The organism is Pseudomonas nitroreducens NBRC 12694, assembly GCF_002091755.1.
Taxonomy (GTDB): Bacteria; Pseudomonadota; Gammaproteobacteria; order Pseudomonadales; family Pseudomonadaceae; genus Pseudomonas; species Pseudomonas nitroreducens.
The window spans coordinates 252,922-279,541 of record NZ_BDAI01000004.1 but is presented as its reverse complement, the minus strand read 5'-3'; the positions used below and the strand labels follow the sequence as shown (position 1 = coordinate 279,541).

Below are 26,620 nucleotides of genomic sequence, written 5' to 3'. Positions count from 1 at the left end.
GTCTCCTTAGTCTTCGCAGCGCGCGCGGATCACTTTCACGCCGCGCGCCTGGATCAGTTCGAACGCTTCATCGCTCAGGCGTTCGTCGGTAATCAGGGTCTGGACGCTGCTCCAGGGCAGCTCCAGGTTGGGAATACGCCGGCCCAGCTTGTCGGCCTCGGCCATGACGATCACCTCGCGGGCGACCTCGGCCATGACCCGGCTCAGGCCCAGCAGTTCGTTGAAGGTCGTGGTGCCGCGCTCGATGTCCAGGCCGGTGGCGCCGATGAACAGCTGATCGAAATCGTAGGAGCGCAACACCTGTTCGGCCACCTGGCCCTGGAACGATTCGGAATGCGGGTCCCAGGTGCCGCCGGTCATCAGCAGCACCGGTTCGCGCTCCAGCTCGCGCAGGGCATTGGCCACGCTCAGGGAGTTGGTCATCACCACCAGGCCGGGCTTGCGGCCCAGTTCCGGGATCAGCGCGGCCGTCGTGCTGCCACTGTCGATGATGATCCGCGCGTGCTCGCGGATGCAGGCGGCTGCTGCCCGGCCGATGGCCTGCTTGTAGCGCGACAGCGGCTGGCTCGGCTCGGCGATCAGCTCATGGGGCATCGGCACCGCGCCGCCGTAGCGGCGCAGCAGCAGGCCGTTGCCTTCCAGGGCGGCCAGGTCCTTGCGGATGGTCACCTCGGAGGTGGCGAAGCGGCGCGCGAGGTCGTCCACGCTGACCTCGCCCTGGTCGGCGAGCAGCGCCAGGATGTCGTGGCGGCGTTGGGGGGTATTGCGTTTCGACATGAACGATTAAGTTTCGATTCGAAAGATAAGTGTGCGAATCAAAACCTATGTTGTTTCGTTCGTCAAGAATTTCTGGCACGAACGGAAGCGATCTTCTGTAGGAGCGAGCCCCGTTCGCGATACTCACCGGCGGTGCAGGGGTTCGCGAGCAATCTCGCTCCTGCAGGAAACGCAGTGTGCTCAGTCGACTTCGAGACGGTTACGCCCGCCGCGCTTGGCACGGTACAGCGCCTGGTCGGCTCGCTCGAATACCGTTTCGGCGCGCTCGCCTTCGCGGAAGGCCGTGAGGCCCGCCGAGCAGGTGATGCTCAACCGTTCCCCCTTGAAGTGGAACGGGCAGGCTTCGATGGCGCCGCGCAGCACGTCGAGCAACTGCTGTCCGCCTTCCAGCGGCGTGGCGGGCAGCAGCACGACGAACTCCTCGCCGCCGAAGCGGGCGATGAAGTCGGTCTTGCGCACGCGCTTGGCCAGCTCGTTGGCGATGATCTTCAGCACCTTGTCGCCGGCGAGGTGGCCGAAGTCGTCGTTGATCCGCTTGAAATGGTCGACGTCCAGCACTGCCAGCAGCAGGTCGCCGCCGTAGCGCTGCCAGCGCGCCACTTCCAGGTCCAACCGCTCGGTGAGCGCGGCGCGGTTGGGCAGGCCGGTCAGGGCGTCGGTCATGGCCTTCTGGCGCTGGTCCTCGATGTTCGCCTGGAAGGTGCGGGCCTCCTCTTCCATGCTGGCGACGCGAGTCACCAGTGACTGGATGCGCTCGCTTACTTCGCGCTCACGGACCTCGCGCTCCTCGCGGAAGCGGTCCATCGTGCCGACCAGGCCTTGCAGGCGTGACTCGACATGGCGCTTGAGACCCTCCAGGTCAGTGGCCTCCAGCACGCTTTCCTGCAGCCCGCTGACCTGCTCGCGCAGGCTATCGTCCAGATCGCGGGCGCTGGAGCTGGAGCCGCTGTGGTTCTCCTGGACGGCCTGCAGGCCGTCGAGGAAAGCCCCCAGGCGTTCGTTGAGCTGGTGCAGGTAGCCTTCGAACTCGTGCTGGCCGCTGTCGTTGAGCGAGAGTACGAGGACGCCCAGGTCATCCAGCACCGGCACCAGTTCGTACCAGTTGAGGCTGCCGTGGATCCGCGAACGCAGCGCCTCGGCCTGGACCTGCTGGGCGGCCGGCAGGTGCATCTCGTCCAGCAGGCGTAGCAGGCTCGCCTCGATATGCGGCGCCACCGCGCTGTAGCCGGGCTCCGGACGAGGCGGCAAGGCGTAGGGGTCATTGGCCTGGCGCGCGTCTTCGGGCGTGCCGAACAACCCCGGCGGTACCGGCAGGCTGTCGAGCAGGCTGGAATCATCGTGGCGGGCTGACTCTACTGCAGTCGGCCTGTCGATGACCTGCACAGGGGCGAAAGGCTCCGATCGCACGACCGGCGAAGGCGCGGCGGCAGACTCCGGCGCTACCGCCCGTGAGGCCACCTCGACTGGCGCCACGACGTGCTCGATCACCGTTGCAGCGCCGGCCGCCTCCGCAGGTGCAGGTGCAGGTGCAGCAGATGGAATTTCGCTGGGCGGTGGAAGATCCACCGCCGCTTCCGTCACCGGCGTTCTGTCTGCCGGGGCGGCTGGTGTGCTGGATGCCGAGTTCGGCTCCTCCACCTCATCGCCGTCACGGCTGCCGAACAGCCGCTGCAGGAAACCGGGGCGCTGCTCCCCGCCACCGTTGCCGAAATGATCCAGCACCTGGCGCTGCAGACGACTCAGTTCGCCCAGCAGCGCGGGAAGCTCGCGGGAGGAACTGCCACGGCTGGGAATGTCCTTGGACAGGCGCTTGAGCGGCTTGCGCACGTCGCCCGGCATGTCCAGGGACAGCAGTTGCTGCGACAGCTGGCTGAGCGCGGCGACATTCTGTTCGATGCGCTGCTGGCGGCGCTGCTCGGAGTCGAGCACGGCCTTTTCCAGCTGCGGGATCAGGCGCGACAGGCCGGCGTCCATGTCGTCGCGGCGCAGCACTTCGCGCAGCTCCTTCATGCAGGCGTCCACCGCCTTGTCGCTGCCTTCGGCCGCCAGGCTGCTGCGCACCAGGCCGCGACGCAGCAGGTCGAGGCGAGCATCCCAGCGGCGCTCGAGCTTCTCCTGCTGTTCGAGGTTATCCAGGTATTTCTGTTTCCAGCGCTGGTCGTCGTCGCGACTCATTCAGGGTCCTCGCCGCGCAAGGCGAGCGACGAGGACGAACGCAGGGCATCCGGCAGGCGGATTTCCACGGCCACGGGCAGGTGGTCGGAAATCGGGTGCGGGAGGACACTGACGCGTTCCAGCGCCAGCTCGGAACTGAGCAGGATGTGGTCCAGGCAGCGCTGCGGGCGCCAACTGGGGAAGGTGGCCTCGACCTGCGGGGCGATGAGCTGGAGGTCGCGCAATGGCGAGCTTTCCAGCAGGTCGGTGGCATGGGTGTTCATGTCGCCCATCAGCACGTGATGGCGGTAGTCCTGCAGCAGCTCGCGGATATAGGCGAGCTGGCGGGTGCGGGTCCGGGCGCCGAGGGCCAGGTGCATCATCACCACGGCCAGCGCGTCCTTGCCTTCGCCGAAACGCATGAGGATCGCGCCGCGGCCGGGCGGGCCGGGCAGCGGGTGGTCTTCCAGCGCAGTGGGCTGCAGGCGGCTGAGCAGGCCGTTGCTATGCTGGGCGATGCGCCCGAGATTGCGGTTGAGCTGCTGGTACCAGTAGGGGAAGGCACCGAGCTGTGCCAAGTGCTCGACCTGGTTGATGTTGCCGGAACGGATGCTGCCGCCGTCGGCTTCCTGCAGGGCGACCACGTCGTAGTCGGAGAGCAGTTCGCCGATGCGCTGCAGGTTGGTAGCGCGACCGGCGGCGGGCAGCAGGTGCTGCCAGCCGCGGGTCAGGTAGTGACGGTACCTTTCGGTACTGATGCCGACCTGGATGTTGAAGCTGAGCAGGCGCAGCCGGCCGTCGTCGGGCAGGCCGGCGGAAGTCCCCTGGGCCGTATTCACCCGAGGGACGCAGGCTCCCGCGACACGCTCACGAGTCCGCCGGCGCAGCATCGTCATCGACCCTTACTGAGCGGCCTTGGCGCTGGCGCGTTCCTTGGCGATCAGCTGGTCCGCCAGCTGCAGCGCCTCGTCCGGGCCACCGGCCGAGCCGATGTCGAAGCGGTATTTGCCATTGACCACCAGGGTCGGCACGCCGCTGATCTGATAGGCCATCGCCAGTTTCTTGGCTTTCTCGATCTGGCCCTTGATGGCGAACGAGTTGTAGGTGCTGAGGAACTTGTCCTTGTCCACGCCCTGCTCGGCGACGAAGTCAGCCATTTCTTCCGGAGTGGTCAGGGCCTTGGGATTGTTGTGCAGCTTCTCGAAGATGGCGTGGTGCACCTTCTTCTCCACACCCATGGATTCCAGGGTCAGGAACAGTTGGCCGTGGATATTCCACAGGCCGCCGAACATGGCCGGGATACGCACGAAGTGAACGTCGGCCGGCAGCTTCTCGACCCACGGGTTGATGGTCGGTTCGAACGCATAGCAGTGCGGGCAGCCGTACCAGAACAGCTCCACCACCTCGATCTTGCCGGGCTGGGAGACCGGGACGGCCTGGTTCAGCTCGGTGTAGTTCTTGCCCGCTTCGAAGTCGGCGGCGTTCGCGTTGACGGCGAACAGGCCGGCGAAGGCAAGAGCGGCGGTGAAAATCAGGTTACGCATGGTTCACTCCTTGGCTGAGCGGAACCGCCGCGCTGCCGCGCGGCGGGATGAAGCGGTTTGACCGGAGGGGCCAGACACGGTTCCAGCATTGTAGTGGCGGAGGATGCAAAAAAGGGTGGCCGAGGCCACCCTTTTTTTCGAAGCAGTTTTTCGATCCGGCGTTGGAGCCGGCCGGCTGCTTAGTGCAGGCCTTCGATGTAGCTGGAGATCGCAGCGATGTCCTTGTTGGACAGCTTGGCGGCGATGCTGCGCATGATCATGGCGTCGCCGTCGTTGGTGCGCTCGCCTTCGCGGAAGGCGGTCAGCTGCTTGGCGGTGTAGGCCGCGTGCTGGCCACCCAGATGCGGGAAGCCGGCTTCGGCGTTGCCCTGGCCAGCCGGGTTGTGGCAACCGGTGCAGGCCGGCATGCCTTCGGCGAGCTTGCCGCCGCGGAACAGGGCTTCACCCTGGGCGACCAGCTTGGGATCGGCGGCGCCGACGCTGCCGTTCTGGCTGGAGAAGTAGGCGGCGATGTCGGCCAGGTCTTCGTCGCTGAGGTTGGTCAGCAGGCCGGTCATTTCCAGCACGGTGCGCTTGCCGTCCTTGATGTCGTGCATCTGCTTGAGCAGGTAACGCTCACCCTGCCCGGCCAGTTTCGGGAAGTTGGGCGCCATGCTGTTGCCATCGGCACCGTGGCAGGCACCACAGACAGCAGCTTTCGCCTGACCGGCCTTGGCATCGCCAGCGGCGTGCGCCACACCGACAAGACCCAGGGTCAACAGCAGACTCACGATCAATTTGTTCATCAGCTAATCCAATAACGGCTAAGGGTGAAAGAGTAAGGCCTGAGAAGTTACTTCGACATCCACTGGATAATTGTCTGGTAATCCTCGGCGCTGCAGTCGGTGCACAGGCCGCGAGGCGGCATCGCGTTGAAACCGTTGGTCACATGTTGCACCAGCGTGTCCATGCCCTTGTCCAGGCGCGGCTTCCAAGCGGTGGCGTCGCCCTTCTTCGGCGCCATTGGCAACTGACCATTGTGGCAGGCGCCACAGGCTCTGTTGAAAACGGCTTCCGGATCCTGGGCCGCCAGGGCGCTGGACGCCAGCGCTGCAACGATGGCTGCGAACAGCAGTTTCTTCATGATTATCCTCATCGCAGGGAACATCCGCGTTCTTGATTGCGCGGACTCCAACGTTCCCGTGTGGCTCGACCCTGGGGGATAAAGCGCACACAAAATCCGCGGCATTATATACTTCAGATGCCCAAACGGAAACGAAACCGCCCCCCGCGACACCGCGTCGCACCCGCCGCGAAGTTACCCATGTCCTCGAATAACGCTACGAAAAACCCGATTCTCGGCCTCTGCCAACAGGCCACTTTCCTCATTTCCGCCGCCAAGGTGAACCAGTGCCCGGAAGACTCCGGCCTGGAAGTCGCCTTCGCCGGCCGCTCCAACGCGGGCAAGTCCAGCGCGTTGAATGCGCTGACCCACGCGAACCTGGCGCGCACTTCCAAGACCCCCGGCCGCACCCAGTTGCTGAACTTCTTCCGCCTGGATGACCAGCGCCGCCTGGTCGACCTGCCCGGCTACGGCTACGCCAAGGTGCCGATTCCGCTGAAGCTGCACTGGCAGCAGCACCTGGAAGCTTATCTCTCCAGCCGCAATGCGCTAGCCGGCGTGGTGCTGATGATGGATATCCGTCATCCGCTGACCGATTTCGACCGCCTGATGCTCGACTGGGCCCAGGCCAGCCAGCTGCCGATCCACGTGCTGCTGACCAAGGCCGACAAGCTGGCCTACGGCGCGGCGAAGAACGCGTTGCTCAAGACCCGCAAGGAAATCCTCGACGGCTGGGGCGATGTCGCCACCCTGCAACTGTTCTCGGCGCCCAAGCGCCAGGGTGTGGAAGAGGCGCAATTGGTCCTGGCCGGCTGGCTGGGGCTGCTGGATGAGGAAGAAGAGGAGGCCGGCGAGGAGGCCTGAGGCCGAATCGCAGGCAAAAAAAACCCCGAGCTTCGTATGGGGAGGGGGAAGTTCGGGGTTTAAGTCCGGACCGCTAGGGCGGGGTCCAGTAATCTGCCAACACTAAACACTGCAAAGGAGCATCGAAGGGCTTCACCAGCCATTCACGAGTTCTGACTCAGCTCTTTGTGGGAAAGTTCAGCAGGTCACAAAAGATTTTTTCCGGCAGGCCCGAAAGCGCTCGGCAAATCGAGCCGGAAAGCCCGGCTGGCGTGCTTTCCGACCGCTCGTCCAGCCGATCAGTGGGCCTCGTCCCAGTTCGCTCCCACACCTGCTTCGACGACCAGCGGTACGTCCAGTTCCGCCGCACCGCTCATAAGTGGCCGAATGCCATCGCGAGCCTGGTCGACCAGGTCCTCGCGCACTTCCAGCACCAGTTCGTCGTGAACCTGAAGGATGACGCGGGCATCGATGGCGCTTTCCTGCAGCCAGTTATCCACAGCCACCATGGCGCGTTTCATGATGTCCGCCGCCGTGCCCTGCATCGGCGCGTTGATCGCGGTGCGCTCGGCGGCCTTGCGCATGGCGCCGTTCTTCGAGGCGATTTCCGGCAGGTACAGGCGACGGCCGAACAGGGTCTCGACGAAGCCCTGCTCGGCGGCCTGGGCGCGGGTACGCTCCATATAGGCCAGCACGCCCGGATAGCGAGCGAAGTAGCGGTCGATGTAGGCCTGGGCTTCCTTGCGTTCGACGCCGATCTGCTTGGCCAGGCCGAAGGCGCTCATGCCGTAGATCAGGCCGAAGTTGATCGCCTTGGCGCTGCGGCGCTGGTCGGAGGTCACGTCATCCAGCGGCACGCCGAAGACTTCGGCGGCGGTGGCGCGGTGCACGTCGCGATCATGGCGGAAGGCGTCCAGCAGGCCTTCGTCCTTGGCCAGGTGAGCCATGATGCGCAGCTCGATCTGCGAGTAGTCCGCCGCCAGCAGCTTGTAGCCCTGGGGCGCGACGAAGGCCTGGCGGATGCGCCGGCCCTCGGCGGTTCGAATCGGGATGTTCTGCAGGTTCGGGTCGCTGGAGGACAGCCGGCCGGTGGCCGCCACCGCCTGGTGGTAACTGGTGTGGATGCGCCCGGTGCGCGGGTTGATCTGGTCTGGCAGCTTGTCGGTATAGGTGCTCTTGAGCTTGCTCAGGGAGCGGTACTGCATGATCACCTTGGGCAGTTCGTAATCCTGCTCGGCCAGTTCCGCGAGGACGTTCTCGGCGGTGGACGGCTGGCCGGTGGCGGTCTTCGACAGAACCGGCAGGCCGAGCTTTTCATAAAGGATGGCGCCCAGCTGCTTGGGCGAGCCGAGGTTGAACTCTTCGCCTGCCAGGTCGAAGGACTGGCGCTGCAGCTCGACCATCTTCTCGCCCAGCTCGACGCTCTGCTTGCCCAGCAGGTTGGCATCGACCAGCGCTCCGTTGCGCTCGATACGCGCCAGCACCGGCACCAGCGGCATCTCGATCTCGGTCAGGACCTTGGCCAGCGAGGGGATGGCCTCCAGCTTCTGCCACAGGGTCTGGTGCAGGCGCAGGGTGACGTCGGCGTCTTCCGCGGCGTAGGGGCCGGCCTGTTCCAGGGCGATCTGGTCGAAGGTCAGCTGCTTGGCGCCCTTGCCGGCGATGTCCTCGAAGCGGATGGTGCTGTGGCCGAGGTACTTCAGCGCCAGGCTGTCCATATCGTGACGGGTCGCGGTGGAGTCCAGCACGTAGGATTCGAGCATGGTGTCGAAGGCGATGCCCTGCACGGCGATGGGCGTCGAGGCGTTGGCCAGGACGTTCATGTCGTACTTGGCGTGCTGGCCGACCTTGCGCTTCTTCGGATCCTCCAGCAGCGGCTTGAGCGCCTTGAGCACGTCATCGCGGTCCAGCTGGGCCGGCACCCCCATGTAGCTGTGCGCCAGCGGTACGTAGGCGGCTTCACCCTCCGTGACCGCGAAGGACACGCCCACCACCTGCGCCTGCTGCGGGTCGAGGCTGGTGGTCTCGGTGTCGAAGGCGATCAGGTCGGCAGCTTCCAGCTTCTTCAGCCAGGCATCGAACTGGCTCTGCTCCAGGACAGTCTCGTAACGCTTCTCCGCCGTCGCAGCCGGGGCCTCTTCCAGCGCCAGTTGCGGACTTCCGGCCTTGGCCGCCTGGCGCTGCAGGTCATCCAGCCCGGTCTTGAACTCCAGGGTACGGTACAGCTCGGTCAGCGCCTCACGGTCTGGCTCGCCGGGGTGAAGGGCATCGATCTCGATGTTCAGTTCGACATCGCACTTGATGGTCGCGAGCTTGTAGGACAGATAGGCCATGTCCTTGTGCTCTTCGAGCTTGGCCGGCAGGCCCTTGGCGCCGCGGATCGGCAGCTCGGGCACCTTGTTCAGGCTGGCGTAGAGCACATCCAGGCCGCCACCCACGCCGGTGAGCAGGCCGAGGGCGGTCTTTTCGCCGACGCCGGGCACGCCGGGAATGTTGTCGACCTTGTCGCCCATCAGCGCGAGGTAATCGATGATCAGCTCAGGACCGACACCGAATTTCTCCTTCACGCCATCCACGTCGAGCACGCTACCGGTCATGGTGTTGACCAGCGTAATGTGCCCGTCGACCAGCTGCGCCATGTCCTTGTCGCCGGTGGAGATCACCACCGCCCGACCGCCAGCCGCGCTCTGCCGGGCGAGGGTGCCGATCACGTCATCCGCTTCCACTCCTTCCACGCAGAGCAGGGGCAGGCCGAGGGCGCGTACCGTGGCGTGCAACGGCTCCACCTGCACTCGCAGGTCGTCCGGCATCGACGGGCGGTTGGCCTTGTATTCGGCGAACATCTCGTCGCGGAAGGTTCCGCCCTTGGCATCGAAGACCACCGCGAAAGGGCTGTCCGGGTACTGCTTGCGCAGGCTCTTGAGCATGTTCAGCACGCCCTTCACCGCACCCGTGGGCATGCCGGTGGAGGTCATCAGCGGCGGCAGGGCATGGAAGGCGCGATACAGGTAGGACGAGCCGTCCACGAGGACGAGGGGTGCTTGGCTCATGAGGGGAATCAACCTTTTCAGAAGGGCTCGGGCTAAAATGTCCGTAGCCAATTCGACAAAGGGACAAGGTTATCATGCGTACGTTGAACCGCCTGTTGCTCGCCGCTCTACTGGGTCTTGGCGCGACTTCCGTCATGGCGGCGGACGATGCCCCGACGCCGGAACCGGATGTGACCATCCGCCAGGAGGGCGACAAGACCATCCAGGAATACCGCGTGAACGGCTTCCTCTACGCCATCAAGGTCGTGCCCAAGCACGGCAAGCCGTACTTCCTGGTGCGCCAGGACGGCAGCGACGGCAACTTCATCCGCTCGGACCAGCCCGACAAGCTGATTCCGCAGTGGCAGATCTTCAGCTGGTAAACCCTTCCCACCACGACGCTCCAGAGGATTGAGCATGTCGGTATTCACGCCTCTGGAACGTCCGGTTCTCGAAGACTTCCTCGCTCCTTACGGCCTCGGCCGCCTGCGCGACTTTCGTGGAATCGCGGAAGGATCGGAGAACAGCAACTTCTTCGTCAGCCTGGAACAGGGCGAATTCGTCTTGACCCTGGTGGAGCGCGGCCCGGTGCAGGAGATGCCGTTCTTCATCGAACTGCTCGACGTGCTGCACGAAGCCGACCTGCCGGTGCCCTATGCACTGCGCACGAAGGACGGCGAAGCCCTGCGCCAGCTCGAAGGCAAACCGGCGCTGCTGCAACCGCGCCTGGCCGGCCGCCACGAGCGCTCGCCGAACAACCATCACTGCCAGGAAGTCGGCGACCTGCTGGCGCGCCTGCATCTGGCGACCCGCGAGCGGATCATCGAGCGCCCCAGCGACCGTGGCCTGAGCTGGATGCTGCACGAGGGCGAGGCGATGCAGTCGCACCTCTCCGGTGCTGCGGCCACGCTGTTGGGCGATGCACTCGAAGAGATTGCCCGCCTGCTTGCCGAACAACCGGCACTGCCGCGCGCCAACCTGCACGCCGACCTGTTCCGCGACAACGTGCTGTTCGATGGCCCGCACCTGGCGGGGGTGATTGACTTCTACAACGCCAGCTCCGGCTGGATGCTTTACGATCTGGCGATCACCGTGAACGACTGGTGTTCCAACGACGACGGCGCCCTTGACGGTCCGCGCGCTCGCGCGCTGCTGGCAGCCTACGCGGCGAAGCGGCCGTTCACTGCGCTGGAAGCCGAGTTGTGGCCGGAGATGCTGCGCGTGGCGTGTGTGCGCTTCTGGCTGTCGCGGCTGATTGCCGCCGAGGCATTCGCCGGGCAGGACGTGCTGATTCACGACCCGAGCGAGTTCGAGCGACGCCTGGTGCAACGGCAGAAGGTGGCTATTCATTTGCCATTTGCGCTGTAAACGCTCCGACGGCTCGCTCCTACAAAAGAACAACCCGGCGTGAATCGGGTGGCGTAAAGATCTAACTCGTAGCTGGCATCCCTGCCGATGTTCCTCTGCTCAAGGTCAGCCTCGGCCCGGCCATCCATGGTCGGTCGTTCGCCGGGCGACGAGTGCGGGCGTCGTAAAGATCTAATTCGGAGCTGGCATCCTTGCCGTTGCTCCTCTGCTCAAGTTCAACCCCAGCCTGGCCATCCATGGCCAGGCGTTCGCCGGCGCGACGTATACGTCGCGTCGCTCCGTCTCACCCACACTTCGAATGCCCGCAGTTCAGGCAGGTGGCGCAGCCGTCCATCTGCACCACCGCCATGGTGTTGCACTTGCCGCAAAGCTGAGCGCCGGCGGGGAAGCCTTCGCCGGGTTCGGCCTTGTTAGTGCCTTGGGCGGCTTCGTAGGCGGCGCGCTTTTCAGCGAGGTACAGGCGCTGTTCCTCGTCCAGCTGCGGGCCTTCCATCAGGCCTATGGCAACCATGTGGCGCTCGATGACCGCGCCGATTTCGGCGACGATCGACGGCATATAGATGCCGCCGCGCTTCAGGTAGCCGCCGCGTGGGTCGAACACTGCCTTCATTTCTTCTACCAGGAAGGTGCAGTCGCCGCCCTTGCGGAACACCGCGGACATGATCCGGGTGAGCGCGACGATCCACTGGAAATGGTCCATGTTCTTCGAGTTGATGAAGATCTCGAAGGGCCGGCGCTGCTCATACGGCGTATCCGGGTTGAGCACCACGTCGTTGATGGTCACGTACAGCGCGTGCTCGAACAGCGGTGACTTGATCTTGTAAGTGGCGCCCACCAGCAGCTCGGGGCGCTGCAGGGTTTCGTCCATCTTCACCACGGCGGCGGCCGCGGCGGCTTCCACACGGGCCTTTTCCTCGGCCACGTCCACCACCTGGAAGCCTTTGATCTTCTGGTTGATCTTGACGCTCATAGCATTCTCCAGGGGTATCAGTACTTGCCGTAATAGCCTTCTTTCAGGGCGTCGAAGAGGTTGGCGGCGGTATGGATCTCACCGTCGTACTCCACTTCCTCGTTGCCCTTGAGCTCCACCACGCTGCCATCTTCCAGCTCGAAGCGGTACACCGTCTTCTCCAGGTCCGACTCCTTGACCAGCACGCCCTGGAAGGCCGCCGGGTTGAAGCGGAAGGTGGTGCAGCCCTTCAGGCCCTGGCGCCAGGCATAGAGGTAGATGTCCTTGAAGTCTTCGAACGGATAGTCGGTGGGGACGTTGGCGGTCTTGGAGATCGACGAATCGATCCACTTCTGCGCGGCGGCCTGGATGTCCACGTGCTGCTGCGGGGTGATGTCGTCGGCGGTGATGAAGTAGTCCGGCAGGCGGTGCTTCTCCTCCTCCGCGCCCGGCACGGCGTGGTGGTCGATCTGGTCGCGGTAGGCCAGCAGCTCGTAGCTGAAGACCGAGATCTTCTCCTTGGTCTTGCGGCCCGGGCGGATCACATTGCGCGAGTAATGGTGCGCAAAGCTCGGCTCGATACCGTTGGAGGCATTGTTGGCGAGGCTCAGGCTGATGGTGCCGGTGGGCGCGATGGAGCTGTGGTGGGTGAAGCGCGCACCGTGCTGGGCCAGTTCCTCGATCAGCTGCGGCGCATGCTCGGCGACACGCTGCATGTAGCGCGAATACTTGGCGTGGAGCACGCGTCCTGCGACCTTGTCGCCGACCTTGAAGCCATCGGCCTTCATTTCCGGCCGCTTGCGCAGCATCTCGGCGGTGACTTCGTATTCCTTGACCAGCGCCGGCGCCGGGCCTTTCTCGCGGGACAACTCCAGCGCCACTTCCCAGCCGACCAGGGCCATCTCGCGCGCCACTTCCTCGGTGAACACGCAGGCTTCCGGGCTGCCGTAGCGCAGCTTGAGCAGGGTCAGCGCCGAGCCCAGGCCGAGGAAGCCCATGCCGTGGCGACGCTTGCCGAGGATTTCCGCACGTTGCTGTTCCAACGGCAGGCCGTTGATCTCCACCACGTTGTCGAGCATGCGGGTGAAGACGCGGACCACTTCGCGGTAGCGCTCCCAGTCAAAGCGTGCGTTGCCGCCGAAGGCATCCACCACGAAGGTGGTCAGGTTCACCGAGCCCAGCAGGCAGGAGCCGTAGGGCGGCAGCGGCTGCTCGCCGCACGGATTGGTGGCGCGGATCGCCTCGCACCACCAATTGTTGTTCATCTCGTTGACCCGGTCGATGAGGATGAAGCCGGGCTCGGCGTAGTCGTAGGTGGACACCATGATCATGTCCCACAGGTGCCGCGCCTTGACCCGGCCGTAGACCTTGCACGCCACGCGGCCGTCGTCGCCGACCAGGTAGTTGTCGTGCACCGGCCAGTCGCGCCAGACGACTTCGTCCGGGGCCTTGAGGTCGACCTCGTCGCGCTCCTTCTCATGGATCGGGAAGATCAGCGGCCAGTCCTCGTCGTTCTCCACCGCCGCCATGAAGCCGTCGGTGATCAGCAGGCTGAGGTTGAACTGGCGCAGGCGGCCGTCTTCACGCTTGGCGCGGATGAACTCGCGTACATCCGGATGGCTGACGTCGAAGGTGCCCATCTGCGCGCCGCGGCGGCCGCCGGCGGAGCTGACGGTGAAGCACATCTTGTCGTAGATATCCATGAACGACAGCGGCCCGCTGGTGTGCGCGCCGGCGCCGGAAACGTAGGCGCCACGCGGGCGCAGGGTGCTGAACTCGTAGCCGATGCCGCAGCCGGCCTTGAGGGTCAGGCCGGCCTCGTGGACCTTCTCCAGGATGTCGTCCATGGAGTCGCGGATGATTCCGGACACGGTGCAGTTGATGGTCGAGGTGGCCGGCTTGTGTCCCTGGGCGCCGGCGTTGGAGATGATCCGCCCGGCAGGGATCGCGCCATTGCGCAATGCCCAGAGGAAGCGCTCGTACCAGTGCTCGCGCAGGGCCTTGTTCGCCTCGACGTCGGCCAGGGCACGGGCGACCCGCTGCCAGGTCTCGTCGACGCTGCCGTCGATGGGTTTCCCGCTCTTGTGCTTGAGGCGGTACTTGCTGTCCCAGATGTCCTGCGAGGCAGGTTGCAGGGCGAGAACTCCTTGGTCGGCGCCACGGGGGCGCGCATCGGTCTTGGCCATCCGAGAAATAACCTCCTGTCGGTTGGGTGGCAGGCGCAAAGGAGCGCGAGTAGACCCAATATGTAGACACAGAAGACTGACCGGCATCAATATCTTGTGCCTGACTCGCACCATTACACACGATAGACGGTTGATCGGAAGACGCTGAAAAAGATGCACGAAAGCGACGATTGGCGGGGCGTCGGCCGCAAATCACGTGGGGAAATTTCAGGCAGGAATGGTGCGACGATCAGGCGCGGCGAAGACGCAGCACAGCATCATCGGTTCCGAGCTGGCCGGTGGAACAGCCCGGACGGAGTCCGCTCCTGCAAAAGTGTTTTACCTCGCCCATAAAAAAACGGACCGGCCATCGCGGGGATGGTGGTCCGTTGCGCAAACGCAGGGGAGCGTCACCGGGGAAAGGTGGCGCTCCAGACGCAGCCCCTCAGGCGTATGGCCCGAATTGCGTCAACGTTGCGATCAAGCCGGTTCGGTCAGCGCGCCCGCAGCGCGCACGGATGGTTGGCGGCGGGAAATCCGGTGGGCGTCGCCCGCTGGCGCAGTGCCCTTGTCGTAGGGCTTGGCCAGCAGCATGTAGAGCAGGCCGGCGCCGAGCACGATCACCGTGGTGAGGATCATCGAGTAGTTCATGTACCAGGGCGCGTCCGGGGTGCGCGGCCAGACCATGTTGGTGATCGCCGCCACGCCATAGATCAGCGCCGCGACGTTCACCGGCACGCCCCACTTGCCCAGGGTGAACTGGCCACCCGGTGCCCAGCCCTTGGCGCGGGCGATCAGCGCGGCGACGACGATCAGCTGGAACGCGATGTAGATGCCGATCGCGGCGAAGCCGACGATGGTGGCCACGGCGTCGGCCATGAACAGGCCCAGGCAGACGATTGCGGCCGGCATCACGCCCGCCACCATCAGCGCGACCGCCGGTACGTGGTTGCTGTTGAGCTTCGACAGGGCCTTGCTGCCGACGATCATCTCGTCGCGGGCATAGGCGAACAGCAGGCGGCTGGCGGCGGCCTGCAGGCTCAGCACGCAGGAGACGAACGACACCATCACCACCGCCATCACCAGCTTCGAACCCACCGGACCGAAGGCGTTGGCGAGGATGGTGGTCACCGGATCGGTGTCTTCGCCGTTGATCACGCGCTGGATATCCGGCACCGAGAGGATCAGCGCCAGGCAGGCGAACATCGCCGCCGCACCACCGATGTAGATGGTCATGCGCATGGTCTTGGGAATCATCCTGCCGGGGTTCGGGGTTTCCTCCGCGACGTCACCGCAGGCCTCGAAGCCGTAGTACTGGAACAGGCCCGCCAGCGACGCGGCGAGGAAGGCCGGCCAGTAGCTGCCGTCGACCTTGATGTCGAAGGTGTTGAACAGCACGCTGAAGTCGTTGTGGCGCTCGAAGATCAGCAGGTAGCCGCCCACCAGCAGCGCACCGCCCAGCTCGCAGATGAAGCCGAACATGGCGACGCGGGCGAGCAGCTTGGTGCCGGACAGGTTGAGCACGGTGGACAGGGCGATCAGGCCGAGGGCGATGCCGATGGCGGCGTTGCCGTGCATGTCGAAACCGAGCATGGCGGCCATGTACGGGCTGGCACCCACGGCGATGCCGGCAATGGAGGTACACAGCGCCCAGGCATACACCCAGCCGACCATCCACGCCCAGCGCTTGCCTACCAGGCGACGCGCCCAGGGGTAGACGCCCCCGGAAATCGGGAACTGCGAGACCACTTCGCAGAACACCAGGCACACCAGCAACTGGCCCAGGCCGATCAGCAGGTAGGTCCAGAACATCGGCGGACCACCGGCGGCCAGGCACAGGCCGAACAGGGTGTAGACGCCCACCACGGGCGACAGATAGGTGAAGCCCAGGGAGAAGTTCTCCCACAGGCCCATGCTGCGTTCGAAGTTGGAGCTGTAGCCGAGGGCAGCGAGCAGCTCGGCGTCTTGATCGGTAACGCCAGCGGCACGCTTGGCAGGGGACCCACTCATCGTTGTTTCCTCTCGGGGGGTGATGGGCAGAAGGCAATCGGCCGGCGGGCCTCACGACGCCCGCCGGTTCCCTTTTCGGGGTTGTAGTTGTGTGTGCTGCGCGACCGTTATTGGCCGTCGTCGAACTGCGAGAGCCACTCCACCGCCTGCTGGTGGTAGCGGGTGAAGCCCTTGTAGTCGACCAGTTCCTGGTTGAGGGACTTGAGCACGCGGTGCATGCGCTTGGCCCACGCCGGGTTGGTGGCGATGTCTTCCAGGCTCAGCAGGTAGGTGCGGATCGGGAACACGATGGCATTGCTGCGCGGCAGACGGTGCAGCGGCTGCAGCTCGATGCGCAAGTAGACCTTTTTCCCGGCGTTCTCGGCGGTCACCGTGGTGCGGTCCGGCGCCCACTCGGGCAGGGACTCGGCGGACACGTCCAGGCGCGGGTTGACGGTCAGCGACCAGTTAAGGCGGCGCACCGGGTGGCCGTTGCGCAGACGCAGGAGGAACTTCAACGCGCGGTCGAGCATGCCGGTTTCCTTCACCAGCGGCACCGGGCCGTGGAACTCGTGCCAGGCCATGCCCAGGTTGAAGCGCAGCGAGTAGTCGGCGCGCTGGGTGGCGATGCCCGCGCCCCAGTACAGGGTACCGTCGCGTTCTTCCTGCAATACCCAGTCGCCCTGGGCCTGGCGGGTGACGTACTCCATCGGCTCGTAGGGCAGGGTCGCCGGATCACCGAAGGTGAAGGTGTCGTCGATGTTCAGCAGCTTGTTGGTCCAGTGCCAGCGGGTGCCGTCCTTCTCCAGGGAGAAGTACTCCGGGTAGTCCTTGGCATAGGACTCCATGATCAGCTCGAGCAGGTCCCACTGCGCCTCCATCATGTGCGGCGCGGAGACGTAGTGCATGCCCGGGTCCTTCTCCAGGGTGATCGCACGGTCGCGGCACTCGCTGATGTAGTGCTCGTCGATGTCGAACACCGCGCGGAAGGCATCGTTGCCCACGCTGACGTGCGGCTCCAGGTTCATCGAGTACATGTACTCGTCGTCCAGGAAGGGCCAGGGCGCGCGGTCGATGCAGGCCTGGCTGTTGGCGTAGGTATAATCGTCGCGGTAGGTTTCGTCGGGGCGGAATTGGATGGTCATGGTCGTTCTCCGGCTCAGCAGTCGATGACCAGCCGCGAGCACTTGGCACGCGACACGCAGGGCATGATTTTCTTGTTGGCGGCCTTGTCCTCGTCGGACAGCCAGTCGTCGGTGTGGAGGATTTCGCCATCCAGTTCGAGGACGTTGGTCTCGCACATGCCGCAGGCGCCGCCGCGGCACAGGTACGGGATGTCGTGGCCGGCAGCCTCGGCGGCCTCCAGCAGGCTCTGGTCGGGCGACACGTCGATGGTCGCGCCGCTGCGCGCCAGCGTGACCTGGAACGCCTCGCCGACGCTGCCCTGTTCGAGGAAGCGCTCGAAGTGGATGTGGCTGTCGGTCCAGCCGTGGGCGTGGGCGGCATCGATGGTTGCCTGGATCATGCCCTCGGGGCCGCAGACATAGACGTCGCTGCCCAGCGGCCGGTCGGCCAGCACGGCGGAAATGTCCAGGCGCTCGCCCCGGTCGTCGCGGTACAGGCGCACGGCGTCGCCGTATTCCTGCAGCAGTTCTTCACCCAGACGCGCATGGGCGTCGCCGCGCACCGCCAGGTGCACTTCGAAGGGCGTGCCGCGCAGGCGCAGTTCGGCCAGTTGCGAGCACACCGGGGTGATGCCCACGCCGCCGGCGATGAACAGGTGCAGGCGCGCGTGCTTGCTCAGCGGGAACAGGTTCACCGGGCGGAGGATTTCCAGCTCGTCGCCTTCCTTCACCACGTCGTGCATGTGCTTCGAGCCGCCACGGCCTTCTTCCACGCGGCGCACGGCGATCTGGTAGGCGCTGGCGTCGTAGGGCGAACTCATCAGCGAGTAGGCGTTGCGGTAGGTGCCGGCCGCGTGGGGCATCAGCACCACGACGTTGCTGCCGCCGGAGAATGGGGTCAGGTGCGCGCCGTCGGTGGAGGCCAGGGTGAAGCGCTTGATCTCCGGGGTCACCTGCTCGATATGGGTAACGCGGACATTCAGGGTTCCGTTGGACTGGCTCATGTGTCGAGCTCCTCGGCTTCCGGCAGTTCGCCGGGGACTTCGGCGTCAGCCTTCACGGCCTGGAAGGCGGCGAGGCGGCGGGAGTAGTGGTCGCGGACCACCAGGGTGCGGGCGCAATGCGGGCAGTCGAAGACGCGCTGGGTGACGTTCTCGGTGTAGCCGTCGCAATGCACGCACCAGACGCGACGGACGAAGGAGCCGGCGTGCTCGCGCAGCACTTCGTCCTTGTTCAGGTTGATCGCGTCGGCGGCCTGCATGGCGGTGCCGATGAAGCTCTCGGAGCCGGCCAGGTACAGGCGGGTGCCCATGCGCGACTGGCCCAGCAGGGCGTGCAGGTCATCGACCAGCGCGCGGTTGCTCGGGTAGATCGAAAGCTCGACGTCAGTGATGTCGCGCAGGGCGGCGAGGTGATCCTGGCCGGAGAAGGATTCGCTGGAATACAGCACGCGGATGGGCGCGGTGCGCGGCATTTCGGCGAGCAGACGGAGCATGGCGCTGCCGCCGCTGCCCTGGCCGGCGATGATGTGGTGGTTGCCACCGGCGAGCGGGCGCAACTGGTCGTAGACCGGCCGGCTCTTGATACCTGTGATGAGCATTATTCTTGTGCCTCCAGAACTGCCGGCTCTCTCGGTCAGGAGCGCCAGCGCGATTCGAGGACCCGCGCACGGTCACGGGTCGGAGATACACAGAGCACAGGCTGTGCCAAATAGTTAAGTAATTGAAATTTAAAGAAAAAGTAAAAATACGAGATCAGAGGTGTAAGCAGAAATGACAACGGCTGTAGGCAGGGATGCAGCGGTGGATTGTCGCAGGGGGCATTTGTGCTGGATGCGTAAAAGCCGCGTGACCGGGTAGTCCCGCGGATGCATGGATGGTGGGCTTTTGCAGGAGAGAAGGGAGCGCTTAGTCCTTGTTCGCGAACCTTGTCGTACCTCGGTGCCTGCGGCTGCCCTCACCCTAACCCTCTCCCTCTGGGAGAGGGTTAGGGTGAGGGGCTTCGGTACAAGGCGCGCTGTGTCAGGCGGCGCTCAGTCGTCGCGCTGCAACTTGCGGATCAGCGTGCCGACGTCGATGCCCAGGTGGATCGCCGCCTTGCGCTTGCTACCGCACAGGCGCACCGCGCGCAGGATCACCTGGCGTTCGTAGCGCTGCACCTGGGCCTTGAGCGGCTGGTCGTCGATGGCCGCAGCCGGTTCGTCGAGCGCGACGGGGCTGCCGGCCGGCGGTGCGCCGAGCAGTTCCGGCGGCAGGTGCAGTTCATCGGCGACATCGTCGGCCAGCACCGCCAGGCGTTCGAAGATGTTCACCAGCTCACGGATGTTGCCGGGGTAGTCATAGCCCAGCAGGCGTTCGCGGCATGCCGAGGATAACCGCAGCGGCGGCTGGCGGTCGCGGTTGATCCGCGCCAGGAGGATGTCCATCAGCACCGGCAGGTCGTCGCGGTGGGCGCGCAGCGGCGGGATTTCCACCGGCAGCACGGCCAGGCGGTAGTAGAGGTCGGCGCGGAATTCGCCGGCCGCGACCTGGGCGCGCAGGTCCTTGTTGGTGGCGGCGATCACCTGCACCTGGACCTGCTTCGACAGCGGTGAACCCACCGGCTGGATGGTGCCGTCTTCCAGGAACTTGAGCAGCTTGGCCTGTACCTGCAGCGGGATCTCGCCGATCTCGTCGAGGAACAGCGTGCCGCCCGAGGCGCTCTCGATATAGCCGCGCTTGCCCGACTGCAATGCGCCGGTGAAGGCGCCGCGCTCGTAGCCGAACATCTCCGACTCGAACAGCGTCTCGGGGATGCTCGCGCAGTTCACGTCGATGAAGGGCCGGTCGCCCCAGCCGGCGGCGCGGTGGATGTGCCGGGCGATGGCGGTCTTGCCGACGCCGGGCTCGCCGAGCAGCAGCAGGCGCGCGCGGCGGCGGAAGGCGCGAACGCCCATGTCGGCAATGGAGGAGAGCAGCGGCGACATGTGCAGCGCATTGTCCTGCGGGTCGCCCAGGCCCTGCAGGTCGGTGGTCGAGGCGCGCCCGGAGGGGCTGCGCAGGCTGCCGGCGGTGCCCGGCTCGTATTCGCGCTGGATCAGCAGGTTGTAGGGCTTCTCGTAGGCACCGGTGGGCACGGCCTGGGCGCGGGTGAGGAACACCCGGCCATCGCGGGAGCGGGTCAGTGCACTCTTGCCGCCACGGCGCAGAGCCTGCTGGAAATCGTCGAACTGCAGCGCCGAGCGCTGGAAGAAGTCCACGTCGGGCAGGCCCAGCACATCGACGCGGGTGACGCGGTTGACCCGCTCCGCCGCCAGGTTGATGAAGCGCACCCGCGAGTCGCCGTCGCAGACGATCAGCGCCTCGCTGAAGCTGTCGAGCAGGGCATGCAACGCCGGCGTCTCCAGCAGCGCGGAGAGCATCTCCCCGGACGCGCTGACCGAGGAGCGCATGCCCATCCGTAGCGGCGCGAAGAAGCCTTCTTCGCTCATGCTTCTTTGCTCATGGATGTAGCTCCGTCGCCTTGTTCGCCAAGCGCAGCACGAAGACGCGCCAGGCCACGCCCTCGCGGATGAGGATGCGCGAGCAGTGGCTGTTGAAGGACTGGTAGTTGCCGAACTGGTCCGGCAGGTCGAGCACCTGCCAGGTGCGTTCGGGCAGTGGCATGCGGTTCAGTGTCGAGGCCAGGCCGGCGGCGCGGGTGATGCCGAAGGTCTGCTCGAAGGCCGCATTGCGCCATTGCGGCTGGGCCGCCTCGTCGATCACCAGCACCGCGTCGGGCACCGCGTCGAACACCCGGCGCAGTGCTTCGATACGCTGCTCGGCGTCGTGCTGCATGCGCAGCTCCTGGCTGACGTCGCGCAGGCTGCCCCACATGCGCAGCAGGCGGCCGTTGTGGATGCTGGCGCGCACGTCGTTCTCCACGTAGGCCGGCGAGCCGTCATGACGGCGGTCCACCGACAGCGCGCCATCGACGTGGAATTCCGCCTCGATCAGGCGCCGCACGAACTCCTCGTTGGCTGGGCTGCGCGGCCAGTACAGGCGCACCGGCTGTTCGCTGAAATCGACATCGGCGGGCATCTCGTAGATGTTGGCCATGGCGCGGTTGCACATGCGCCAGTAGGAGCGGTTCTCGAACACCTGGCGGACAATCTCGTCGGGCGTCTCGCGCACGTCCACCGACTCGGCGAACTCGATGCACCAGTAGGCCACTCGCGCGCTGAAGAGCATCTGGCTCATCACTTCATTGGCGCTCTGCAGCTCGCCCAGGCGACGACTGACCGGCCCCAGCGGCATCTTCACCAGATGCAGGCGCGCCGGCTCGCCGTCGCGCCATTGCAGCACGCCGCTGGCGAGCACCGGCAGCAGGCCGCCGCTGTGGCGGATCAGGGTCAACTCGAGGTCCTGCACGCGCTCATCGGCCGGCGGGTTGGCAAACAGCTGCATCAGCGCGTTCAGCGAGTCGGCGGTGTAGATCAGTTCGGCACCCTGGCCGTCCAGCGAGCCAGGCGGGTACCCGAGCTGGTCGGTCTGCTCGGCGGAGACTTCGATGAAGCGTCCCTGGGACGTCAGGCTGTCGGACAGCAACAGGCCTCTGTCCAGCAGCAGTTTTAGCGGGTCCATTTCTCCCTCCAAGGCAGATCTCCAATGCAGATTCCCTACACGACGGTGCGGCCACTCGGCGGCCCGCAGGGAGAGCAAGGCATGTTGCATGCCAGCCTGAAACGCCCGTGCGCCGCGGGGGTGCTGAAGGGGTGTGTGCAAAATCGCAGCACTCCATGCAAGCGTGCAGCGCAGTTTGCAGAATATCCGTTGCATTGCTGCAGCGGCGCGCGCGGCGATGGAAGGCGAGTGGGATCTGCCGCAAATACTGGCCAGTTGATAGCTTTTGAGTTCGTTTGAGCGACTGGCGCTGCTAGGATGCGCGCGCGTTTTTCTTCCCCGTCCGTCCCAGAGCCCGATCCCTACAAGAGGCCAGCATGCGCAAGCACCGTCGATTGACCTTCCGCCACATCGGCCAGATCAACGTGACCAACCGCCTGAGCGGCGATGCCATGGGGACGGTACTCGATGTCTCGATGGGCGGGTTGCGGCTGGTGACGGAGGAACCGCTGGCGCCGGGCAGTTGCTACGACATGCGCCTGGAGATTCCGGTACGTGAGGATCACACCCGTTCGGTGGATATCACTGCGATCTGCCAGTGGTCGAAGAAGGATGCCAAGAACGCGCGCTTCGAGCAGGGGTTCAAGCTGGATCGGCCGAGTGCGGCGTTTACCGAGCTGGTGACGTCGATGTCGGTGAGCTTCAACCGCAGTCTGTTGGGGCGGGCGCGGTTATCGTGATGGATCTTCGGGAGGGGTAGTTCGGCGCTCGGGCGGGCCCTCACCCCAGCCCTCTCCCAGGGGAAGAGGGGGCCGATCGGTGTGTTGTGGCTATTCCGGAGTCAGTCGGCGAGCGTGGAAATATCAGCCCGCTGCAGACAGTCCCCTCTCCCATTGGGAGAGGGTTGGGGTGAGGGGGAGACCCCGCGGCGAACGCTCAGAAAAGCACCCGCTCCGCCAGACCCCATCACCCCAGCGTCCCCAGTATCTGCACCCCCACCCGCTCCGGAATCTCGTTCTGCGACAGCACGTGCAGCCCCGGGCTGAACACCCGCGCATAACGCGCCAGCAGCGGCCGCAGTTGCGGCATCACGGTGAGGATCGGCGGGTGGCCTTCCTTGCGCAGTTTTTCCTTCACCACCGGCATGCTGTGCTGCAGCTGGTTGAGCAGGCTGGGTTCCACTGGAATGTTGTCCAGGCTCACCGGGCCGGCCTGCTGGGCGATGCTCAGGGCGCCGAGCAGGGTGTTTTCCAGGGCGTTCTCCAGGACGAACACGGTCAGCTCCGGACGGTCGCCGGCGATCGACGAAACGATGCTGCGGCGCAGCGCGTAGCGCACGTCGGAGGCCAGCAGCACCGGGTCCTTGGTGGTCTCGCTGCCTTCGAGCAGGGCGCTGGCGATGGTGACGATGTCCTTGAGCGGCACTTCCTCCTGCAGCAGCTGGCGGAACACCCGGTGCTGCTGTGAATAAGTGAGCTGCGCCTTCAGCGATTCGGCGAGCTTGGGCGCCTGCAGGGTCAGGCGCTGCATCAGGTGTTCGACGTCGTCGTGCTTGAAGATGTCCGGCAGGTGCTCGCGTACCACCTTGTTCAGGTGCGTGGCAACCACGCTGGCGCAGTCGATCACCTGGTAGCCCAGGTTCAGCGCGCGGGATTTGTCGGCCGGCAGAATCCACACCACCTGCATGCGGTACGCCGGGTCGACGCCGAGGATGCCGTCGATCTCGCCGTACAGCTCCGGCGAGGGAATCGCCATCAGCCGGTCGGCGTGGATTTCCGCGCCGTCGATGCGCTCGCCGTTGATGTGGATGGCGTACTGCGAGGCCTTCAGGCGCAGGCTGTCGCGGATCTGCACTTCCGGCAGGAGGAAGCCGAGGTTCTCCGAGAGCGTCTGGCGCACGCCGCGAATCCGCTGCGGCAGCGGCGCGCCGCTGGCCTCGTTGACCAGGCTGACCAGCTTGTAGCCCAGTGAGATCGACAGCCGCTCCACCAGCGGAATGTCTTCCCAGGCCAGCTGTTGCGCCTTTTCCTGGTCCATCGCGTGCGTCAGGGCCTGGGTCTGCTCCAGCGTCTGCGCCTCGATGGGCGGGCCGGCCAGCGACAGCCGCCAGGCGATGAAGGCCACCAGCGCGGCGAAGGCGAAGAAGGCGGTGTGCGGCATGCCCGGCACCAGGCCGAGCACCACGAGGATGCCGGCGACGGTGTACAGCAGCGACGGCGAGGCGAGCATCTGCCGGCGCACCAGGCTGGTGATTTCCGCGGACTCGTTGACCCGCGTGACGATGATCGCCGCGGCGGTGGACAGCAGCAGCGCCGGGATCTGCGCCACCAGGCCGTCGCCGATGGTCAGCAGGGCGTAGCGCTGGAAGGCTGCGCCGGCCGGCAGGTCGTAGACGAACACGCCGATGGCCAGGCCGCCGAACAGGTTGATCAGCAGGATCAGGATGCCGGCGATGGCGTCGCCACGGACGAACTTCGAGGCGCCGTCCATCGCGCCGTAGAAGTCGGCTTCCTTGGCTACTTCCGAGCGGCGGCGCTTGGCTTCGTTCTGGTCGATCAGGCCGGCGTTGAGGTCGGCGTCGATGGCCATCTGCTTGCCGGGCAGGGCGTCCAGGGTGAAGCGCGCGGTGACCTCGGAGATGCGCTCGCCGCCCTTGGTGATGACCATGAAGTTGATGATCATCAGGATCACGAAGACGATCAGGCCGACGATGAAGTTGCCGCCGATCACCACGTGGCCGAAGGCCTCGATCACCTTGCCCGCCGCGCCCGTGCCGGTGTGGCCGTCGAGCAGCACCACGCGGGTGGAGGCGACGTTGAGGGTCAGGCGCAGCAGCGTGGTGACCAGGATCACCGTGGGCAGCAGCGAGAAGTCCAGCGGGCTCTTCGACGACACGCTGACCAGCAGCACCAGGATGGCGACCACTATGTTGAAGGTGAACAGGGCGTCCAGCACCAGCGGCGGCAGCGGCAGGATGATCATCGAGAGGATCGACAGGATGATCAGCGGGATGCCGATGCGGCCGCTCTGGAAGGTCGGCAATAGTGACTGCAGTAGGCGCATGGTCAGACTCTGTTCAGCAGTTCTTCGGGAATGGGGACATTGCGTATGAGCTCCGGGCGTTCACGGCGCCCGGAGCGCCAGGCCTTGAGCTGGAGGATGTAGGTGAGTACGTGGGCGACGGCCTTGTACAGCTGCGCCGGGATCTGCTGGTTCACCTGGGTGGTGGCGTAGATCGCACGGGCCAGCGGCGGCAGTTCGAGCACTTCCAGGTCGTGGGCCTTGGCCATCTTGCGGATGTACAGCGCGGTCTCGTCCAGGCCCTTGGCGACCACGTAGGGCGCCTGGGCCTTCTTCGGGTCGTAGCGCAGCGCCACGGCGAAGTGCACCGGGTTGACGATCACCACGTCGGCGGTCTTGATCGTCTTGCTGATCTGCCGGTGCACCAGCTGGCGCTGCAACTGGCGGATGCGCGCCTTCACTTCCGGGCGGCCTTCCTGGTTCTTGTGCTCTTCCTTGCGCTCCTGCTTGGTCATGCGCAGCTTCTTCTTGAAGAAGAAGTACTGGATCGGGATGTCGATGACCGAGAACAGGATGAACACCACCAGCAGTGACAGCGTGATGTCGTAGAAGGTGCTGAAAGCCGTGGCAATGGCACCGCGTACATCGCCGCGTTGCAAGGCAAGCAGGCCGGGCAGGGCGCCGTTCAGCTGGTAGAGGGCGACGGCGATCAGCACGGCGATCTTCAGCAGCGACTTGACCAACTCGGTCCAGTTCTGCAGCGAGAAGATGCGCCCGAGCCCGGTGATCGGGTTGAGCTTGGACAGCTTGGGCATGAAGTTCTTGCTGGAGAAGATCCAGCCGCCGGGAATCATCGAGAACAGCACCACCAGCAGCGGCGTGACCAGCAGCGGCAGCAGCGTGGTGATGAACAGCACCAGGTGGTGGCCGAGCACCAGCGGCAGGTCGTCGAGGCCGATCTCGCTGTTCCTCAGGTCGATGAAGGACAGCGCGAAGCCCTGCTTCAGGCCGTCGTAGAAATGCTCCACGCAGAACTTCAGCGCGATCAGCGTGGCCAGCAGCGAGAGCGTGGTGGAGAGGTCCTTGGAGCGGCTGACCTGGCCGTCCTCGCGACTCTTCCTGAGCTTCTGCTGGGAGGCCTCTTCGGTCTTTTCCTGGGCGCTGTGCTGCTCAGCCATGGCGCCCCTCGCGGAAGATCACGCCGATGGCGTCGAGCAGTTGGCGGGTGAGCTTCAGGTAGTTCTCGGGGATGTCCGGCAGGGTCAGCCAGATGCACGCAAGGCCCGCCAGGATCGCCATGGGAAAGCCCAGGGAGAACAGGTTCAGTGCCGGCGAGATGCGGTTCAGCAGGCCGAAGCAGAACTGCACCAGGGTCATGCAGAACACCACCGGCAGGGTGATCAGCACTGCGGCGGCGAACACCCAGGCCAGGCTGCCGGCCACCGACTCCAGCCCCAGGTAATGCAGGCCGCTGCCCACCGGCCAATAGATGAAGCTCTGGTAGAGGATGCTCACCACCAGCAGGTGGCCGTCGATGGAGAGGAACAGGAAGACCAGCAGGATGAAGTACAGCTGGTAGAGGATCGAGGACGACGACACGCCGTTCATGGGGTCGTTGTACACCGCCATGCTCAGGCCGAGCTGGGTGGAAATCACGTCGCCCACCAGGGTGAACACGGTGAACACCAGCATCAGCGAAAGCCCCAGCATCAGGCCGAAGGCGATCTGCTCCAGCGCTACCAGCAGGCCCTGGGCGGACAGCGGATCGATGGCCGGCGGGCGCGGCAGCGCGGCACCGAGGGCGACGGTCAGCGCCAGGCCGAGGAGAATGCGCAGGCGCATGGGGATCGCCTTGTGGCTGAAGATCGGCGTCAGGGCGAACACCGCCATGATCCGGCAGAAGGGCCACCACCAGGCCTGCAGGAGTTGCAGGGTGTCGAACGCCTGCAGAATGGATGCACCTTGCTGCATGGCA

At 65.3% G+C, this 26,620-nt stretch carries 22 protein-coding genes; 4 read left to right on the top strand and 18 right to left on the bottom strand.

The window, feature by feature from the left end; translation table 11 throughout:
* Window positions 1–6: 6 nt before the first annotated feature.
* The 6 genes from PNI01S_RS13595 to PNI01S_RS13570 all read right to left on the bottom strand — a co-directional run bounded on the left by PNI01S_RS13595 (window position 7) and on the right by PNI01S_RS13570 (window position 5,598).
* Complete coding sequence (locus PNI01S_RS13595) at window positions 7–777, bottom strand: DeoR/GlpR family DNA-binding transcription regulator (RefSeq protein ID WP_024766810.1); 771 nt, start codon at window positions 775–777, stop codon at window positions 7–9.
* A gap of 180 nt (window positions 778–957) precedes the next feature.
* The gene (locus PNI01S_RS13590) at window positions 958–2,952 is read right to left on the bottom strand and encodes a diguanylate cyclase (protein ID WP_084358421.1); all 1,995 of its coding nucleotides are present in this window, start codon (window positions 2,950–2,952) and stop codon (window positions 958–960) included.
* On the bottom strand, window positions 2,949–3,821 hold the full coding sequence (locus PNI01S_RS13585; protein ID WP_065348224.1) for an endonuclease/exonuclease/phosphatase family protein: 873 nt from the start codon (window positions 3,819–3,821) through the stop codon (window positions 2,949–2,951). The genes PNI01S_RS13590 and PNI01S_RS13585 overlap by 4 nt, the downstream gene beginning before the upstream one ends.
* 12 nt (window positions 3,822–3,833) lie before the next feature.
* Entirely contained in the window at window positions 3,834–4,475 is a 642-nt protein-coding gene (locus PNI01S_RS13580; protein WP_024766808.1) for a thiol:disulfide interchange protein DsbA/DsbL, read from the bottom strand.
* Between the two features lie 179 nt (window positions 4,476–4,654).
* Entirely contained in the window at window positions 4,655–5,260 is a 606-nt protein-coding gene (locus tag PNI01S_RS13575; protein WP_024766807.1) for a c-type cytochrome, read from the bottom strand.
* Between the two features lie 47 nt (window positions 5,261–5,307).
* Window positions 5,308–5,598: a c-type cytochrome gene (locus PNI01S_RS13570; protein WP_024766806.1), complete on the bottom strand. Its 291-nt coding sequence runs from the start codon at window positions 5,596–5,598 to the stop codon at window positions 5,308–5,310.
* A gap of 180 nt (window positions 5,599–5,778) precedes the next feature.
* Between PNI01S_RS13570 and yihA the strand changes: the two genes are divergently transcribed.
* The gene (gene yihA, locus PNI01S_RS13565; protein ID WP_024766805.1) at window positions 5,779–6,441 is read left to right on the top strand and encodes a ribosome biogenesis GTP-binding protein YihA/YsxC; all 663 of its coding nucleotides are present in this window, start codon (window positions 5,779–5,781) and stop codon (window positions 6,439–6,441) included.
* Between the two features lie 278 nt (window positions 6,442–6,719).
* Here yihA and polA read toward each other — a convergent pair whose 3' ends face one another.
* Window positions 6,720–9,470, bottom strand: a complete 2,751-nt coding sequence (polA, locus tag PNI01S_RS13560) for a DNA polymerase I (RefSeq protein WP_065086112.1) — start codon at window positions 9,468–9,470, stop codon at window positions 6,720–6,722.
* Window positions 9,471–9,544: 74 nt separating this feature from the next.
* Here polA and PNI01S_RS13555 point away from each other — a divergent pair, with 74 nt between their 5' ends.
* Window positions 9,545–9,832 (top strand): DUF2782 domain-containing protein, encoded by a 288-nt coding sequence (locus PNI01S_RS13555; RefSeq protein ID WP_024766803.1) that lies wholly within the window; start codon window positions 9,545–9,547, stop codon window positions 9,830–9,832.
* A 34-nt stretch (window positions 9,833–9,866) separates the two neighbouring features.
* On the top strand, window positions 9,867–10,817 hold the full coding sequence (locus tag PNI01S_RS13550) for a homoserine kinase (protein WP_065086111.1): 951 nt from the start codon (window positions 9,867–9,869) through the stop codon (window positions 10,815–10,817).
* A 283-nt stretch (window positions 10,818–11,100) separates the two neighbouring features.
* Here PNI01S_RS13550 and PNI01S_RS13545 read toward each other — a convergent pair whose 3' ends face one another.
* The 8 genes from PNI01S_RS13545 to PNI01S_RS13510 form a co-directional block, all read right to left on the bottom strand.
* Window positions 11,101–11,787: a TSCPD domain-containing protein gene (locus PNI01S_RS13545; RefSeq protein WP_038803760.1), complete on the bottom strand. Its 687-nt coding sequence runs from the start codon at window positions 11,785–11,787 to the stop codon at window positions 11,101–11,103.
* A gap of 17 nt (window positions 11,788–11,804) precedes the next feature.
* Entirely contained in the window at window positions 11,805–13,952 is a 2,148-nt protein-coding gene (locus PNI01S_RS13540) for an adenosylcobalamin-dependent ribonucleoside-diphosphate reductase (protein ID WP_065086110.1), read from the bottom strand.
* Between the two features lie 459 nt (window positions 13,953–14,411).
* Window positions 14,412–15,941: an APC family permease gene (locus tag PNI01S_RS13535; protein ID WP_084358420.1), complete on the bottom strand. Its 1,530-nt coding sequence runs from the start codon at window positions 15,939–15,941 to the stop codon at window positions 14,412–14,414.
* A gap of 107 nt (window positions 15,942–16,048) precedes the next feature.
* A complete protein-coding gene (locus PNI01S_RS13530) occupies window positions 16,049–17,065 on the bottom strand; it encodes a heme-dependent oxidative N-demethylase family protein (protein ID WP_084358419.1) in 1,017 nt (338 codons plus the stop codon).
* A 14-nt stretch (window positions 17,066–17,079) separates the two neighbouring features.
* Window positions 17,080–18,048 (bottom strand): PDR/VanB family oxidoreductase, encoded by a 969-nt coding sequence (locus PNI01S_RS13525; RefSeq protein WP_084358418.1) that lies wholly within the window; start codon window positions 18,046–18,048, stop codon window positions 17,080–17,082.
* A complete protein-coding gene (locus PNI01S_RS13520; RefSeq protein ID WP_024767257.1) occupies window positions 18,045–18,644 on the bottom strand; it encodes a dimethylamine monooxygenase subunit DmmA family protein in 600 nt (199 codons plus the stop codon). The genes PNI01S_RS13525 and PNI01S_RS13520 overlap by 4 nt, the downstream gene beginning before the upstream one ends.
* A gap of 432 nt (window positions 18,645–19,076) precedes the next feature.
* The gene (locus PNI01S_RS13515; protein WP_054909494.1) at window positions 19,077–20,513 is read right to left on the bottom strand and encodes a sigma-54 interaction domain-containing protein; all 1,437 of its coding nucleotides are present in this window, start codon (window positions 20,511–20,513) and stop codon (window positions 19,077–19,079) included.
* A gap of 10 nt (window positions 20,514–20,523) precedes the next feature.
* Window positions 20,524–21,645 carry a PAS domain-containing protein gene (locus PNI01S_RS13510; protein WP_024767258.1) on the bottom strand — a complete coding sequence of 374 codons (1,122 nt, stop codon included), beginning with the start codon at window positions 21,643–21,645 and terminating at the stop codon, window positions 20,524–20,526.
* A 356-nt stretch (window positions 21,646–22,001) separates the two neighbouring features.
* Between PNI01S_RS13510 and PNI01S_RS13505 the strand changes: the two genes are divergently transcribed.
* Window positions 22,002–22,364, top strand: coding sequence for a PilZ domain-containing protein (locus PNI01S_RS13505; protein ID WP_024767259.1), 363 nt, complete (start codon window positions 22,002–22,004; stop codon window positions 22,362–22,364).
* 226 nt (window positions 22,365–22,590) lie between these two features.
* On the opposite strand, the gene PNI01S_RS13500 is transcribed toward PNI01S_RS13505, so the two are convergent.
* From PNI01S_RS13500 to fliR, 3 genes are read right to left on the bottom strand one after another with little or no spacing between them, the layout of a single operon-like run.
* Complete coding sequence (locus PNI01S_RS13500; RefSeq protein WP_045213356.1) at window positions 22,591–24,687, bottom strand: flagellar biosynthesis protein FlhA; 2,097 nt, start codon at window positions 24,685–24,687, stop codon at window positions 22,591–22,593.
* A 2-nt stretch (window positions 24,688–24,689) separates the two neighbouring features.
* Window positions 24,690–25,823 (bottom strand): flagellar biosynthesis protein FlhB, encoded by a 1,134-nt coding sequence (gene flhB / locus PNI01S_RS13495; protein WP_084358417.1) that lies wholly within the window; start codon window positions 25,821–25,823, stop codon window positions 24,690–24,692.
* The gene (gene fliR / locus PNI01S_RS13490) at window positions 25,816–26,616 is read right to left on the bottom strand and encodes a flagellar biosynthetic protein FliR (protein ID WP_084358416.1); all 801 of its coding nucleotides are present in this window, start codon (window positions 26,614–26,616) and stop codon (window positions 25,816–25,818) included. Before fliR ends, flhB begins: the two co-directional genes overlap by 8 nt.
* Window positions 26,617–26,620: the final 4 nt, after the last annotated feature.

Bases quoted from the DNA above. Each gene is read 5' to 3' on its own strand.
- PNI01S_RS13555 (WP_024766803.1), top strand. From the start codon at position 9,545: ATGCGTACGTTGAACCGCCTGTTGCTCGCCGCTCTACTGGGTCTTGGC.
- PNI01S_RS13530 (WP_084358419.1), bottom strand. From the start codon at position 17,065: ATGACCATCCAATTCCGCCCCGACGAAACCTACCGCGACGATTATACC.
- flhB (WP_084358417.1), bottom strand. From the start codon at position 25,823: ATGGCTGAGCAGCACAGCGCCCAGGAAAAGACCGAAGAGGCCTCCCAG.
- PNI01S_RS13525 (WP_084358418.1), bottom strand. From the start codon at position 18,048: ATGAGCCAGTCCAACGGAACCCTGAATGTCCGCGTTACCCATATCGAG.
- PNI01S_RS13500 (WP_045213356.1), bottom strand. From the start codon at position 24,687: ATGCGCCTACTGCAGTCACTATTGCCGACCTTCCAGAGCGGCCGCATC.
- PNI01S_RS13515 (WP_054909494.1), bottom strand. From the start codon at position 20,513: ATGAGCGAAGAAGGCTTCTTCGCGCCGCTACGGATGGGCATGCGCTCC.
- PNI01S_RS13520 (WP_024767257.1), bottom strand. From the start codon at position 18,644: ATGCTCATCACAGGTATCAAGAGCCGGCCGGTCTACGACCAGTTGCGC.
- PNI01S_RS13505 (WP_024767259.1), top strand. From the start codon at position 22,002: ATGCGCAAGCACCGTCGATTGACCTTCCGCCACATCGGCCAGATCAAC.
- polA (WP_065086112.1), bottom strand. From the start codon at position 9,470: ATGAGCCAAGCACCCCTCGTCCTCGTGGACGGCTCGTCCTACCTGTAT.
- PNI01S_RS13570 (WP_024766806.1), bottom strand. From the start codon at position 5,598: ATGAAGAAACTGCTGTTCGCAGCCATCGTTGCAGCGCTGGCGTCCAGC.
- PNI01S_RS13575 (WP_024766807.1), bottom strand. From the start codon at position 5,260: ATGAACAAATTGATCGTGAGTCTGCTGTTGACCCTGGGTCTTGTCGGT.
- PNI01S_RS13535 (WP_084358420.1), bottom strand. From the start codon at position 15,941: ATGAGTGGGTCCCCTGCCAAGCGTGCCGCTGGCGTTACCGATCAAGAC.
- PNI01S_RS13550 (WP_065086111.1), top strand. From the start codon at position 9,867: ATGTCGGTATTCACGCCTCTGGAACGTCCGGTTCTCGAAGACTTCCTC.
- PNI01S_RS13590 (WP_084358421.1), bottom strand. From the start codon at position 2,952: ATGAGTCGCGACGACGACCAGCGCTGGAAACAGAAATACCTGGATAAC.
- PNI01S_RS13580 (WP_024766808.1), bottom strand. From the start codon at position 4,475: ATGCGTAACCTGATTTTCACCGCCGCTCTTGCCTTCGCCGGCCTGTTC.
- fliR (WP_084358416.1), bottom strand. From the start codon at position 26,616: ATGCAGCAAGGTGCATCCATTCTGCAGGCGTTCGACACCCTGCAACTC.
- PNI01S_RS13595 (WP_024766810.1), bottom strand. From the start codon at position 777: ATGTCGAAACGCAATACCCCCCAACGCCGCCACGACATCCTGGCGCTG.
- PNI01S_RS13540 (WP_065086110.1), bottom strand. From the start codon at position 13,952: ATGGCCAAGACCGATGCGCGCCCCCGTGGCGCCGACCAAGGAGTTCTC.
- PNI01S_RS13510 (WP_024767258.1), bottom strand. From the start codon at position 21,645: ATGGACCCGCTAAAACTGCTGCTGGACAGAGGCCTGTTGCTGTCCGAC.
- PNI01S_RS13585 (WP_065348224.1), bottom strand. From the start codon at position 3,821: ATGCTGCGCCGGCGGACTCGTGAGCGTGTCGCGGGAGCCTGCGTCCCT.
- yihA (WP_024766805.1), top strand. From the start codon at position 5,779: ATGTCCTCGAATAACGCTACGAAAAACCCGATTCTCGGCCTCTGCCAA.
- PNI01S_RS13545 (WP_038803760.1), bottom strand. From the start codon at position 11,787: ATGAGCGTCAAGATCAACCAGAAGATCAAAGGCTTCCAGGTGGTGGAC.